Below are 13,511 nucleotides of genomic sequence, written 5' to 3'. Positions count from 1 at the left end.
CCCTCGCCTAGCGACCCTCTCTCTCGCCCAACAGCCCCCTCGGCTGACCCGCTCCGGCGCGCCCCTCAGGAGGCGGAGGGCTCCGGGACGGATGTTTCGAGGATCAGAAGCGATTCGACCGGTCCCGGTTCGTGGTGGCGCTGCCAGCGTTCGCGCAGGTCGGCCTTGCGCTGAGCCACACGGCGGTGGGCGCTCGTCCTGCCGAAGCGGGCGAGCTGCGCCGCGGGCGGGCGGGGCAGGCCGCTCGGCTCGTAGCCGTATTCGGCCAGCCGCCCGCCGAACGCGGCCTCGGCGAGGCTGATCTCCCAAGGGTCGAGGCGCTGCGCCCACGCGCCTACACGGCTGGACGTGATGGGGCCGTCCGCCGTCCGTGCGTGGTCTCCCGCCGTCCGTGCGTGGTCTCCTGCGGGCCGTGCGTGGTCTCCTGCGGGCCGTGCGTGGTCTCCTGCGGGCCGTACGCGGTCGTCCAAAACCCGTCGGTGGTCGTCCGCCCGGTCCGGGACGGTCTGCCCGGCGAGATCCTCGGGCCGCGTCATCGCCGGGTCGAACTCCTCGCCGAGGAACCCGCAGAGGCGGATCAGTTCATCGGCCGGGTCTGCGACGAGCCGCTCGTACTGGATCTCGTAGTAGGCGTCGTAGTCCAGACGCGCCGCGAGCCGCCGCCCGGTGTCGATGGCCTCGCGCCACGCCGCGATCGCGTGGTGGACGTCCTGCCGGTACCAGGGCGCCTCCTCCAGGGACGCGACGCAGTCCCGCCCGTCGCGGATGAGGTGGACGAACTGCGCGTCGGGGAACATCCGCAGCAGCGGCCCGACATGCCGCGAGTAGCTCGGCCGCGCGTCCCCCCAGCGCGGCTTGCCGTGCCGGCGCGCGTGGGCACGGAAGACGAGGGCGAGCGCCGACCCGAGGGTCGGCGGCCCGGCGACGATCTCCTCGATGACCTCGGCGGGGTCGAGGCCGAGCGTCCGGAACCGGGTCTCCCGCCGCCCGATGATCCACTCCGCCAGCGCATGTCTGTTCTCCCTGACGCGCAGGTCACCGAACTCGCACCTGGCCGTGTAGGCGGGCAGGAGGAACCTGGTGTCGGCGGGCATCGCGATGCGGTGGTGCGCGTCCAGCATCAGCCGCAGCAGGGCCATCCCGGATCGGGGGCAGCCGAGGACGAAGATGGGACGGTCGGGACGGGCACCGAGCTGGCCTGGAGACATGCACGGCATCGTGGCGGACGCGCGCGTGCCCGGGACGGCCTCTTGGAGCATGGTTGCCGAGCGATGACCGACCTCTGACCGCCCGCCACCGGATGATCTACCCCGCATGGACGGGGCGCGGCGGCGGGCCGGGCGGCGGACGGAGGAAAGGGGGGTGCGGATCGGAGGAAGGGGGGACGGGACCGGATCAGGTGTAGGAGTCGCCCAGGGTCTGGCGGACCTGCTTGCGCGCCTCGTGGATGCGGGACTTCACCGTGCCGAGGGGGAGCTTGAGCTGCTCTGCGATCTCGGCGTACTCCAGCTGGGAGACGTCGCGCAGGACGAGGGCCTGGATGAGGTCCGGCTTGCGGGCCTCCAGGTCCTCCATGGCGTCCAGGATGTCGACGCGCGAGCCGGCGATGACGCTGGTGCGGCGCGGGTCGGGACGCTGCTGCGGAAGCTCGCCGGCCTGTTCGACGGACCGGCGCTTCAGCGAACGGTAGGTCGAGCGCGCGGAGTTGGCGACGACGACGTGCAGCCACGTGCTGAACCGCGACCGGCCTTCGAAGCGGTGGATGTTCCGCGCGACCTGGAGGAGCGCGTCCTGGCACGCCTCCTCGGCGTCCTGCCGGCAGGGCAGGAACCGGGAGCTGTGCCGCAGCACGTCCGGTTCGATCTTGCGGAGGAGCTCGTTGAGGGCGGTCTGATCGCCCTGGGCGGCCTTGACCGCCAGCTCCTCGGTCCTTTCATCGAATGCCATGCGGCGCCTCAATGCTCGTTCGCACACTCACCCCGTTTGTTGGGCATGATACGGGAGTGTCCTTCCCACCATCAGTCGGCCGTTACCGAATCGATCGCGTCCTGGGTTCCGGGGCGTTCGCGTCTGTGTGGCTCGGGCACGACGACGCACTTGAGTCGCAGGTCGCCATAAAAGTGCTGTCCGGAAGCCTCATCGACGACCTGGACGTGCGGAATCGTTTCCTGGAGGAGGCCCGGATCCTGCGCCGCGCCGACTCTGAGCGGCTGGTGCGGGTCCACGACATCGGTGACCTGCCCGATGGGCGTCCCTATTTCGTCATGTCCTACGCCGACCGCGGGACACTCGCGGATCGCATGCGCGAACGGCCACTTCCGGTCAACGAGGCCCTTGCCCTCGCCGAGGAGATCGCCTACGGCGTCGAGGTGATCAATACGCTGGGCGTCATCCACCGCGACCTCAAGCCGTCCAACGTGCTGTTCCAGTCGACGGCGGACGGCGGCGAGAAGCTGCTCATCGCCGACCTCGGCCTGGCCAAGGCCCTCGCGCACGCGTCCGGCGCCTTCACGCTGCCGGTCGGCACGCCGGGCTACATGTCGCCGGAGCAGGCGCGGTTCGGCGGCGGCCTCGACGTCCGCGCGGACGTGTACGGGCTGGGCGCGCTGACCTACCACATGCTCACCGGGAGGGCCCCGGGCCCGGCGCCGGTGAAGTCCCCGCCGAGCGAGCTGCGCGAAGGACTGCCGCCCGCGGCCGACCAGGTCATCCTGCGCGCGCTGGAGGTCGAGCGGGAGAAGCGGTGGCCGACCGCGGAGGCGTTCGCGGAAGCGCTGTCGACGCTGCGGCCGACGTCGATGCCGGGGACCGCCCCGCCCTCGCGCGGGCCCGCGGGCCGTCCGCAGGGGCGGCCGCGGGCACAGGCGCCCGTCATCGAGGCGGACGCGACGATCCAGGACTTCTACCAGGACGGCTCGGCCGCGCAGGCGCGGGGAGCCGCTCCCGCGCCGCCCGGCCCGGCGGGACACGCTCAGCAGCCGGGCCAGGGCTGGGACCAGCCGCCAGGCCAGGGACGGACACCCGCGGCCGCGCAGGGGCAACCCGGCGGCCGGGCTCCGTCGACCCAGTTCGACCAGCCGGGGGGCTTCGACCGGCCCGGTCGTTTCGACCAGTCCGGTAGCGAGGACGACGTGCACACGTCCGAGATGCGTGTGCCGCCGAGACCGCCCGTCCGGGGGGAGCCCGCGACGGTCGTGGACCAGCCCGGCGGCGGCGTGCCGTTCGGCGGGAGCGTCCAGCAGCCGGCCGACCCCGACGACGACCGCACGGTGGCCCTCCAGCAGCAGCCCTATGCCGGCCCTCCGGGGCCGCAGGGCGGAGCGGGCCCCGCGGACGCCGACAGCAGGACGGCCGCGTTCCCGGTCCCGCACGAGGGCGGTTCTCCACAGAACGCCCCGGTCCCCCACGGACCGGCCGGTCCAGGCGGCCCGGCAGGCGCCGGCGGTCCCGGCGGTCCCGGCGGTCCCGCAGGTCAAGGTGGTCCGGGTGGGCCAGGTGGTCCGGGTGGGCCAGGTGGTCCGGCGGGTCTTGGGCAGGGCCCAGGTCAGGGGGGCCAGTACCCCCCGCCGCCGACCGGTTTCCAGCCGCCTCCTTCCGGCCCTGGGCAGCAGCACGGCCAGGGTCCGCAGCCGGGCGGCGGGGGCAAGGGCGGGCTGCTCGGCAAGCTCAAAGGCATCGGCGGAGGCAAGTCGGGCGGCCCGGGTGGTCCCGGCGGGCCCACGCCGCAGGGCGGAGGCCGCGGCGGCGCCCCCAAGAAGTTCGCCACGCCGCTGATCATCACCGCGGTCGTGCTGACGCTCGCGCTGGTCGGCGGGCTGGCCCTCGGCACCCTGTTCTCCGGCGACGACAAGGGCGGGGGCGGCGAAGCGAAGAAGGGCTCGAAGATCCCGAAGGACTTCGTCCAGGTCACCGACGCCTCCGGCAAGATCAAGGCGGCCGTCCCCAAGGCGTGGCCGAAGCAGCCCGAGCCGGCCTGGACGCCGTCCACCGTCCGGCTGAGCGACACGCAGCCGCGGCCGGTGCTGCGCGCGACGCCGAACATGGCCGCGTTCCTGGGCGACGGGGCGGGCCCCGGCGTCTTCATCGGCCTGACCACCGACGTCCAGGACGGACGGTTGCCGCCGCAGGGCGCCGCCGCCCACGCGCAGTGCACCAAGGCCGCACCGGAGAACTACACCTCCCCCGACAAGGCGCTGAGCGGGACGGTCACGCGGTTCACCGCCTGCAAGTCCGGGACGCCGTCGGTGACCGAGGTCGGGCTCAGGGACAAGTCGGGGAAGTTCGGCCTGTGGATCCGGGTCAAGGAGACCGACGGCCGTAACGCGACCACGGACATTCTCGACCACCTGACGGTCACCGGCCCCTGACCCCTCGGCGCCCTGGCGCCCGTCCTCATCCGTGCCCCCGAGCGGTGCACACCCCCTCGCCGAGGGGGACACCACCGCTCGGGGGCTTTTTCATGCCGTCCCTGCGTCGTCGTTGTTGCATCGCGAGCGATCTCGATATATCGTTAATGCATCGCAACCGATCACGACATGAAGGAGAACGCGATGCGTGAGCACACGAGAAGGCGCGGAGGGTTCCGGGACTCCGAGGAGCGCGGACGCCGAGGCGATCCGTTCGGCCCCTGGGGCGGGGGCTTCGGTCCCGGTCCCGGTCACCGCGGGAGGGGCGGCCGTGGCCGCCGCACCCGGCGGGGCAACGTCCGGGCGGCGCTGCTCGCCCTGCTCGCCGAGCGGGCGATGCACGGCTACGAGATGATCCAGGAGCTCGACAACCGCACCGGCGGCGTCTGGCGCCCGAGCCCCGGCTCGGTCTACCCGACCCTCCAGATGCTGGAGGACGAGGGCCTGGTCAGCAGCGAGGAGCAGAGCGGCAAGCGGCTGTTCTCCCTCACCGACGCGGGCCGTGAGGAGGCGTCGGCGCAGACCTCCACCCCCTGGGACGAGGTCACCGAGGCCGCCGGCGAGAACGTCATGCGCGGCCGCGAGGCCATCGGCCAGCTCCTCGGAGCACTCCAGCAGGTGATGGCCGTCGGCAGCGAAGCCCAGAAGGCGCGCGCGCTGGACGTCGTCAACGACGCCCGCCGCCGCCTCTACGGCATCCTCGCCGACGACCCGGAAGCCGAGTGAACACCGACCGCCGTGGCCACCGGACCTACCGGACCGGCCACGGCGGTTCCGTCCCCGCCCGCGTCAGCGCGGAAAAGGGGCCTGTTCCGCGAGCCGGTCGGCCATATAGAGCTGTCTCCACACGTACAGCCTCATGTCCTTGCGGGTCAGCGCCCGCGCGACCGGCACATCGACCGTCGCGCGCACCAGGTAGGACGCGCCGGGCGGCATGTACCTGGCGCCCCCGTTCCCTGGGATCAGCTCTCCGCCCGCGAGGCGCCGGACCACCTCGCTCGTGGTCGGCGGCGTGCACAGGTTCTCGGGGACACCGGCCTGCGGCATGCACCGTCCCCGGGCGCGCGGCGTGACGAGGGCGCGCCTGACGAACACGTCACCGGGGAAGTCGAGCAGCACCCGCCCCTTCGTCGGGTTGGTGAGGATGTACTCGACGTAGGCGAACGCCGTCCTGGACGGCGGCGACTGGGAGGACGTCTCGGGTGGGCCGCCCACGCCTCCCGTCACCGCCGCGATGCGGTACCGGGCCCCGTCCGCCGTCCCGACCTCGATGCCCGTCCCGCTGCGCGGCAGCGGCGCGTCGGCCGCGCGGACCGTTCCGCCGCCCTTGCCGCCATCGGAACGGCGCGACGGCAGCAGCCCGGCCACGGCGAGCGAGGCGAGGACGATCGCGACGACCGCGAGCACAGCGAGGGCGAGCATCCCCGCCGCCACGGGCCCGCCACGGCGATCGGCCCGCCTCCGCGTCCCGCGCGCCCTCCGGGAGCCGCGCCGCCGGCGCCCCGCCTGTGGCGGAGCGCCGAGGCGCACCTCGACGCCGCTGGTCTCCCGGGCGCCCAACGGGCCCGTCGTGAACGGGTCCGGGTCCATCCGCCTCGCCCTCCGCTTCCCCACGCGGCCCACAACCGCAATTCACCAAATTTCGCGCAATTAGGTAATACGTCACAGGCGGCACCGGAGGCTCAGCAGACCCGATGATCACGAAGGTGACCCTGGTCACGCCCGCCAGGACGGTCTCACCGCCGTCACCCCGGCGCGGTCACTCGCGCCGGGCGAGGGCATCGAGCAGCGCCACCACGCCGGGCGGGCCGTCCACGATCACGTCGGCGCGGTCGGCCAGGGCGGTGACCTCGGTGGAACCGCTGCACACCTTCACGCCCGGCACGCCCTCGGCGCGCAGTTCCTCGACGGCGCCGAACGCGGCGAGGTCGCCGAGGTCGTCCCCGGCGAACAGGACGGCGGACGGCCGCGCGCCGCGGTCGTCGATGAACGAGCGGAGCGCCACGCCCTTGTCCATGCCGGGCGGGCGCAGTTCGAGGACGAACCGCCCGGGCTCCACGACGAGGCCGGTCCGCTCGGCGAGCGCGGCGAGGATGCTCCGCAGCCGTTCGAGCGCGACCTCGGGCTCGGCGCACCGCCGCGTGTGGACGGCGAGCGCCTGGCCCTTGTCCTCCACGTAGGTCTCGGGCGGGGCGCCCGCCGCGCCGAGCACGCCGGGCAGCTTCGCCCGTGCCTCGGCGACGCCCGCCGGGGGCTCGGGCACGGTCAGCGTGCCCGACTCCCAGCGTTCGCGCCCGTACTGGCCGAGCACGACGAGCCCGTCGATGCCCGCGAAGCCGCCGTACTCCACCGCGACGGCGGCGGGACGGCCGGTCACGATGACCAGCGAGCCCACGAGCGGGGCGAGGCGTGCCAGGGCCGGGGCCGCGCCCGGGTGGGCCCGGGCAGCGGACGGATCGTCCACGATCGGCGCCAGCGTGCCGTCGAAGTCGAAGCCGAGCACGGCCCCTGCGGGAGTGTCACGGATGGCGTCCAGGCCGTCAGAGCCGGCGGCCGTCAGAGAGCGGGGAGAGTTCACACCATCCAGTGTTGGCCATGTCAGGGCCTGATGCCGAGTCGGCTCGCGGCGCGGCGTCGCTGCCGCTGCGTCCTGACCCGGCGCAGCCGCTTGACCAGCATCGGGTCGCACTCCAGCGCCTCGGGCCGGTCGATGAGGATGTTCAGGAGCTGGTAGTACCGCGTAGCCGACATGTCGAACAGCTCACGGATGGCCTGCTCCTTGGCTCCGGCGTACTTCCACCACTGCCGTTCGAAGGCGAGGATCTGGCGGTCGCGCTCGGAGAGGAGGTCGGCGGGAAAGGCGTGGTCGTCTTCCCTGTCGTCGGTCACGGGTTGGAGGGCTGACCCATCGTCCATGCTTCCGTCCTGTTGAGGGTCATCACCGGGGGCGTCCGCCGCGCGCATGAGGTCCCCTCTGTGGTTACTGATCCCGGGTCGTCCGGGTTCGGCAGGGTGCCATGCTACGCGTCCGCGCCGACAAGTTCCGGCGGTTCGCGCGGAACGGCCGGGGCCCTTTCAGTGCACCACATCCCCCTTCACCTGCGGCTCTGCGTCGCCTTGTGTCCCGTTCCGATCATGAGTCACAGGAGCCGCCCGGCGTTTCGCGGCCCGCGTATAAGGAGCGTGTAAAGAAAATATGCACACTACATCCGTTAGGGTGGACGGCAGGCGACGACAGGCCGGGACAGGAGACCTTGCATGGCGACGGAGACCTCCGCCACCGGACGGCCCACCGGGCAGGACCCGGATCCCGTCCTCGCCGACATCGGCGTCGCGCTGTTCCACCTCCGCCGCGTCTGGGCCAAACCCGACCTGATGAAGCGCATCCGCGCCCAGACGTCCGGCGGCCCCGGCGGACGGCCGCTCCAGATCTCCAACCTGATGGTCGTGAACGCCGTCGCCGCGCTCACGGCGGGGCCGCCCGCGCGTCCGGACACCGCCCCGGGCGGCGACGCCGAGCCGGGCGGCGCCGACCCCTGCGAGGTGACCGTGGGCGCCGTCGCCGAGCGGCTGGAGGTCGACCCGTCCACCGCGAGCCGCCTCGTCGGGCACGCGATCGACGCGGGCCTCGTGTCCCGGCGCCCCTCACCCGTGGACGCGCGGCGCGCCAACCTCGGGCTCACCGAGGCGGGACGGCGCGTCAAGGCCGTCTCCGACCGGTTCCGCCGCGCCTACCTCGACGAGCTCATGACCGGCTGGACGGGCCCGGAGCGCGCCGAGTTCGCCCGGCTGCTCACCCGCTTCGCCGACGCGGCCGCCCGGGCGCCGATGTACCCGGACGGCATCGACCGGATCTTCGAGGAGGCCGGGGCCGACTGACCCCGGGCAGGCCCTGCTGCGCGCCACCGCGCCGCCGGTCGCCGCCGGTCGCCGCGGCCGCCGTCAGCCGCCGTTGCGCAGGGCGGACATGCGCATCAGGTACTCGTCCTCGTCGATCTCGCCTCGGGCGAAGCGCTCCGCGAGGATCGACTGCGCCTGAGCCGACGGGTCCGCCGCGGCCGCCGAGGTCGCCGTCCCGCCCCCGCCCGCCGTCCACCGGCGGCGGATCAGGTAGAACGCCGTGCCCAGCACGGCCAGCCAGAACAGCCCGAACGTGATCGGGAAGACCGGCCAGAACGCGGGCGGGTCCCCGCCGTCGTGCCAGCCCCCCGGGTGCGCCGTGATCTGTGTCGCCAATGTCGTCAGCATGGTCCTTCGACCCTTCCTGTGTGCGGATGGGTCGATGCTCCGCGACGGGTCCGCGGGACGTCATCGTCCGGCCGGAGACTCCCCCGCTACGCCCGCCGGAGTAGCGGCGGCGTCCCCGTTCACCACCAGGGAGGCCGGTAGTCCTCGTCGTCGGAGGGCGGTGGGGGCGGCGGCGCGGGCGGGCGCGGGTCGTCCGGCGGCTCGGGGGGCACCGCGGGGAACGGGGAGGTGGTCCCGGTGTCCGGCGGTGGCGAGGGCGGGCCGCCGAATTCGGCGCCGTTGAGGTCGTGACCGTCCGGGGGGCGCTCGGCCGACGGGGGCGGAGGGCCGTGGTGCCTGCCGTTGGGGACGCCGTCGTTCCCGTTGGCGTGCTTTCCCTGCGACCCGTTGGTGCCGTTGAGCCCCTGCGACCCGTTGGTGCCGTTCGATCCGTTCGATCCGTTCGATCCGTTCGATCCGTTCGCGCCATTCGACCCGTTAGACCCGTTCAGGCCGCTGGATCCGTTCAGGCCGTTGGCGCCGGTCAGGCCCGGCGGGAAGAGCGGAGGGAACTCGCTCGGGACGAACGGACGCAGCTCCGACGTCAAGATCCGCGGCTGCGTCGACGGCCGCGCGGGTGGCTCGGGAGGCGTCTCCCCGGCCCCGTCCGGCGTGGGCGGGGTCAGCGGCATGGGCGACAGTGGGTGCGGCTCGGCGAACATGTCCGGCTCAGGATGCTCCACAGGCTCCCTGTAGACGCCAGGCTCGCCGTACACACCGGGCTCGGCATACGCGCCAGGCTCCCCGTAGACGCCAGGCTCGGCATACGCGCCCGGCTCGCCGTACACGCCGGGTTCTGCGTACGCGCCCGGTTCGGAGTACTCGCCCAGATCGCCGTACTCCCGGGACACTCCGTACGTCCCCGATTCGGCGTACTCCCCGGCCTCCGCGTACTCCTCCTGCGCGGAGTACATCGGCGGACCCGTGTACGCCTCGGCGCTCTGCCACACCGGCGTGCTGAGCGGCGCGGCCGGGGACGGCGGCGGCGCGCCGAGCGGCATCACGGGCTCGGCGGCGGACGCGGCGGCCCCGCCGATCTCCTCGCGCGGCACGCTCGACGACGGCAGCCCGTACTCGGGGACGACGCCGCCGGGCTCGTCGTCCTCGTCGGGGCGGCGCCGCTGCCGCCAGCCGAGGACGAGCCCCAGCACGATCAGCACGATGCCGCCGCCGAGGACGGCCGGGAGCAGCACGTCGCGGTCCTCCTCGGGGGACGCGGCGGCCGGTGCGGGCGCGGCGGCCGGCGTCGGCGCCGTGACCAGGCCCCGGGAGGTCTTGTTGAGCGCGGCCGCGGCCATCAGCGTCCGGACGGCGTCGACGGGGCCGCGGCAGGCGGCGAAGCCCGTCGGGCGTCCGCGGCGCGAGGGCGATCCCTGGACGAGCGCCTGGCGGACCTCCTCCGGGCTCAGCCTGGGGTACCGCGCGCGGACGAGCGCGGCGACGCCCGCGACCATCGCCGAGGACGCGCTGGTGCCCGTCCCGACGACGTAGCCGTTGCTGGAGTCGGCGCTGACGATGTCGACGCCCGGCGCGCACACCGAGGCGTGCGAGCGGCGGTTGCTGTCCTTCCACAGGCGGAGCCGCCGGTCGAGCGCGCCGACCGCGATCACCCCCGGGTACGCGGCGGGGAAGTTCTTGCGGTTGGCGCCGGACCCGTCGTTGCCCGCGGAGGCGATCAAGACCACGCCGCGGCCGAGCGCGTACTTGATCGCGGCCTCCTGCGAGGGGGCGCCGTTGTAGTGCAGCTGGCCGCCGCCGAGCGACATGTTGATGATGTCGGCGCCGTGGTCGACGGCGTATCGGATGCCGCGGGCGATGGCGTCGCGGTCACCGCCGGCCTGCGGGTTCTGCCGCAGCGGGTCGTCGTTCTCCAGCGTGACCCGCACCGACAGCACACGGCTCTGCGGGGCGACGCCCATCATGCCCTCGGCGAGGCCGGGGCCGTGACCGTGCCCGGCGATGATGCTCGCCATGGACGTCCCGTGCACGCCCCAGTAGCGGCCGCCGGGACGGCGCCCGCCGCCGGTCAGGTCGGGGCCGCCGAGGACGCGGCCGGTGAGGTCGGGGTGCCGCCGGTCGACGCCGGTGTCGAGGACGGCGACGGTCACGCCGGTGCCCCGCGACCACCGCCAGGCCCGGGGGGCGCGCAGGACGCCGAGGTGCCATTCGCGGGCGCGGATCTGGTCCGTCCGCGAGGCGTAGGGGGCGCCCGCCGCGGTGCCGCGGGCGGAACGCTCGTCCGGGAGGGCGCCCTCGGAGGTGAGGAACGCGGGCACCGCCGCCGCGGAGGCGAGCGTCAGGACGGCGAGCGCCGCCGTGGTCCTCGCTCCGGGACGGCCTGCCGGACGGCCGTGCCGTGCAGGGCCTCGACCGGCATGGGACACGCCGCCGCACCTCCTCCCGGCAGTTGGCCGTGGTCCGCCCCTGGGGCGCGATCCAACATTGTGCCACGCGAACCCACCGCGGCCCGGGCACTCGTCGCATTAGGGCACGGTCCAGGACAGCGCGGATCTTCCTGCCGGGGTCGCGTGCCCGCCCGCTTCGGCACCGCCGTCAGTGCGAGCCCGCGCCGGTCAGCGCACGCACCGCCAGGTCGTCGTAGGGGGCGGGGTCGGTCTCGCGCCGGGCGGCGAACGTCCCCACGACCGCGCACAGGAATCCGATCGGGATCGAGACGAGGCCCGGATTCTCCAGTGGGAACAGGTGGAAGTCGACGCCCTTCGGGAACAGCGACAGGCTCCTGCCTGTCACCGGGTCGACCTTCCCGGACACGACCGGTGACAGCAGCACGAGCGCCAGCGAGGCGGCGAGGCCCCCGTAGACGCCCGCCACGACACCGCCCGCGTTGAACCGCCGCCAGAACAGCGACAGCACGATCGCCGGGAGGTTCGCCGACGCGGCCATCGCGAACGCCAGCGCCACCAGGAACGCCACATTCAGGTTCTGCGCGACGACCGCGAGGACCACGGCGACCGAGCCGACGAGGAACGAGGCGACCCTGGCCACCGCCACCTCCTGCGACTCGCGCGGGCGGCCGAGCATCAGCACCTGGCCGAAGCCGTCGTGCGCCAGGGACGTCGCGGACGCCAGCACCAGCCCGGACACCACGGCGAGGATCGTCGCGAACGCCACCGCGCCGATGAACGCGAGCAGGATCTGGCCGCCCGCCCGTCCGGCGACGTGCTCGCCGACGGCCCGCGCGAGCTGCGGCGCGGCGGTGTTGCCGGACGGGTCCTGCGCGACGATCGCCTGCCGTCCGACCAGCGCGGCCGCGCCGAACCCGAGGACCAGCGTCATCAGGTAGAAGGCGCCGATCAGGCCGATCGCCCAGGACACCGATGTCCGGGCGGCCCGCGAATCGGGCACGGTGAAGAACCGGTTGACGATGTGGGGCAGGCCCGCGGTGCCGAGCACCAGCGCGAGCGCGAGGCTGATGAAGTCGAGCTTGTTCACGATCGTCCGGTAGGAGTCGCCGGGGACGTCCTGGCCGTACCGCTGGCCGGGCCTGAGGAAGTCGGCGCCCTTCCCGCTCGCGTCGGCGGCCGACCCGAGCATCGCGCCGACGTCGAAGCCGAACCGCCCGAGCACCAGCGCCGTCAGCACCACCCCGCCGGCCATCAGCAGCACGGACTTGATGATCTGCACCCACGTGGTGGCCTTCATCCCGCCGACCATCACGTAACAGATCATCAGCACCCCGACCGCGACGATCGTGGCCGTCCGCGCGGTGCCCGTGGACATCCCGAGGAACCGCCGCCCCTCGTGGATGCCGAGCAGCAGCGACACCAGCGCGCCCGCCCCGACCATCTGCGCGAGCAGGTAGAACACCGACACGGTGACGGTGGAGACGACCGCCGCCGCCCGCACCCCCGCCTGACCGCGGGCCCCCCGCGTCAGGACGTCGCCCATCGTGAACCGGCCGGTGTTGCGCATCAGCTCGACCAGCGGCAGCGTGACCACCCACGCCACCAGGAAGCCGATCGAGTACAGCAGCCCGTCGTAGCCGGACAGCGCGATGATCCCGGCGATGCCGAGGAACGAGGCCGCCGACATGTAGTCCCCGGCGAGCGCGACCCCGTTGCGCGGGCCGGACAGCATCCGCCCGCCCGCGTAGAAGTCGTCCGCGCCCTTGCCGCCGGCCCGCGCCCGCACGGTGATCCCGAGCGTGACCAGCACGAATCCGACGAACAGCCCGAACGTCAGCATCCGCTCGTCCATCAACCCACTTCCCCCAGGTCAGGACGGACGGCCTTGTTCCACTCACCCCGCGGCTCGGGCACGACCACACCGCCGGCTGGCCGCGGCACCCGCACCTCGGCGACCGGCCGCGGCACCCGCACGCCGCCGGGCGGCCCGGCGCGCAGCTCGGCGGCCAGCGGATCGAGGCGCCGCCGCGCGTAGGCGACGTACGCCCCGGTCAGCGCGAAGGTCACGACGAACTGCAGCAGGCCCAGCAGCAGCGCGACGTTGAGGTCGCCGACCACCGTCCGCGCCATGAACCCCCGGGCGAACCCGGACAGCGCGACGTAGGCGAAATACCACCCTAAAGACCCACAAAGAACCCAGAGCGCCAGGTGCGCGAACCTCCTCCTGAGCAGCCGAAACCTCTCATCGCACGCCACAGACGCGTAATGCCCGGGAGGAACCGTGACGCCCCGTCCGATCCCCTGGCACCGCGCGGGCTGCGAGTCCCCGACCATACGGTCCCCCTCCAGACCCGATCATGACTCCGCGTAGTCGTTCGATGCCTCTATGAGATCAAAGATTCGCGCGCCGCAAGGCCCTCTTGCCGATACGCGAGGCAATCCCTTGCCCGCC

12 protein-coding genes are annotated in these 13,511 nt (G+C 73.5%); 3 read left to right on the top strand and 9 right to left on the bottom strand.

Annotation, left to right across the window (positions count from 1 at the left end):
- Positions 1-65 precede the first annotated feature (65 nt).
- On the bottom strand, positions 66-1,208 hold the full coding sequence (locus tag AGRA3207_RS26880) for a sulfotransferase family protein (protein ID WP_231329789.1): 1,143 nt from the start codon (positions 1,206-1,208) through the stop codon (positions 66-68).
- Positions 1,209-1,395: 187 nt separating this feature from the next.
- A complete protein-coding gene (locus AGRA3207_RS26875; RefSeq protein ID WP_231329788.1) occupies positions 1,396-1,947 on the bottom strand; it encodes an RNA polymerase sigma factor in 552 nt (183 codons plus the stop codon).
- A gap of 125 nt (positions 1,948-2,072) precedes the next feature.
- On the opposite strand from AGRA3207_RS26875, the gene AGRA3207_RS39920 reads away from it, so the two are divergent.
- Positions 2,073-4,367 (top strand): serine/threonine-protein kinase, encoded by a 2,295-nt coding sequence (locus AGRA3207_RS39920; protein ID WP_273699944.1) that lies wholly within the window; start codon positions 2,073-2,075, stop codon positions 4,365-4,367.
- A 183-nt stretch (positions 4,368-4,550) separates the two neighbouring features.
- Complete coding sequence (locus tag AGRA3207_RS26865; RefSeq protein WP_231329787.1) at positions 4,551-5,132, top strand: PadR family transcriptional regulator; 582 nt, start codon at positions 4,551-4,553, stop codon at positions 5,130-5,132.
- 63 nt (positions 5,133-5,195) lie between these two features.
- On the opposite strand, the gene AGRA3207_RS26860 is transcribed toward AGRA3207_RS26865, so the two are convergent.
- The 3 genes from AGRA3207_RS26860 to AGRA3207_RS26850 all read right to left on the bottom strand — a co-directional run bounded on the left by AGRA3207_RS26860 (position 5,196) and on the right by AGRA3207_RS26850 (position 7,322).
- Positions 5,196-5,828: a hypothetical protein gene (locus tag AGRA3207_RS26860; RefSeq protein ID WP_231329786.1), complete on the bottom strand. Its 633-nt coding sequence runs from the start codon at positions 5,826-5,828 to the stop codon at positions 5,196-5,198.
- A 337-nt stretch (positions 5,829-6,165) separates the two neighbouring features.
- Entirely contained in the window at positions 6,166-6,984 is an 819-nt protein-coding gene (gene otsB / locus AGRA3207_RS26855; RefSeq protein WP_231329785.1) for a trehalose-phosphatase, read from the bottom strand.
- A gap of 20 nt (positions 6,985-7,004) precedes the next feature.
- The gene (locus AGRA3207_RS26850; protein WP_231329784.1) at positions 7,005-7,322 is read right to left on the bottom strand and encodes a DUF3263 domain-containing protein; all 318 of its coding nucleotides are present in this window, start codon (positions 7,320-7,322) and stop codon (positions 7,005-7,007) included.
- Between the two features lie 342 nt (positions 7,323-7,664).
- Between AGRA3207_RS26850 and AGRA3207_RS26845 the strand changes: the two genes are divergently transcribed.
- Complete coding sequence (locus AGRA3207_RS26845; protein ID WP_231329783.1) at positions 7,665-8,285, top strand: MarR family winged helix-turn-helix transcriptional regulator; 621 nt, start codon at positions 7,665-7,667, stop codon at positions 8,283-8,285.
- Between the two features lie 63 nt (positions 8,286-8,348).
- Here AGRA3207_RS26845 and AGRA3207_RS26840 read toward each other — a convergent pair whose 3' ends face one another.
- The 4 genes from AGRA3207_RS26840 to AGRA3207_RS26825 all read right to left on the bottom strand — a co-directional run bounded on the left by AGRA3207_RS26840 (position 8,349) and on the right by AGRA3207_RS26825 (position 13,393).
- Positions 8,349-8,654 (bottom strand): SHOCT domain-containing protein, encoded by a 306-nt coding sequence (locus AGRA3207_RS26840; protein WP_231329782.1) that lies wholly within the window; start codon positions 8,652-8,654, stop codon positions 8,349-8,351.
- 119 nt (positions 8,655-8,773) lie between these two features.
- Positions 8,774-11,077, bottom strand: a complete 2,304-nt coding sequence (locus AGRA3207_RS26835) for a S8 family serine peptidase (protein WP_231329781.1) — start codon at positions 11,075-11,077, stop codon at positions 8,774-8,776.
- A gap of 169 nt (positions 11,078-11,246) precedes the next feature.
- Positions 11,247-12,911, bottom strand: a complete 1,665-nt coding sequence (locus AGRA3207_RS26830) for a solute symporter family protein (RefSeq protein WP_231329780.1) — start codon at positions 12,909-12,911, stop codon at positions 11,247-11,249.
- Positions 12,911-13,393, bottom strand: coding sequence for a DUF485 domain-containing protein (locus tag AGRA3207_RS26825; protein ID WP_231329779.1), 483 nt, complete (start codon positions 13,391-13,393; stop codon positions 12,911-12,913). Before AGRA3207_RS26825 ends, AGRA3207_RS26830 begins: the two co-directional genes overlap by 1 nt.
- Positions 13,394-13,511: the final 118 nt, after the last annotated feature.

This window comes from Actinomadura graeca, from assembly GCF_019175365.1.
Lineage (GTDB): Bacteria > Actinomycetota > Actinomycetes > Streptosporangiales > Streptosporangiaceae > Spirillospora > Spirillospora graeca.
This window is presented reverse-complemented; position numbering and strand designations above follow the sequence as displayed.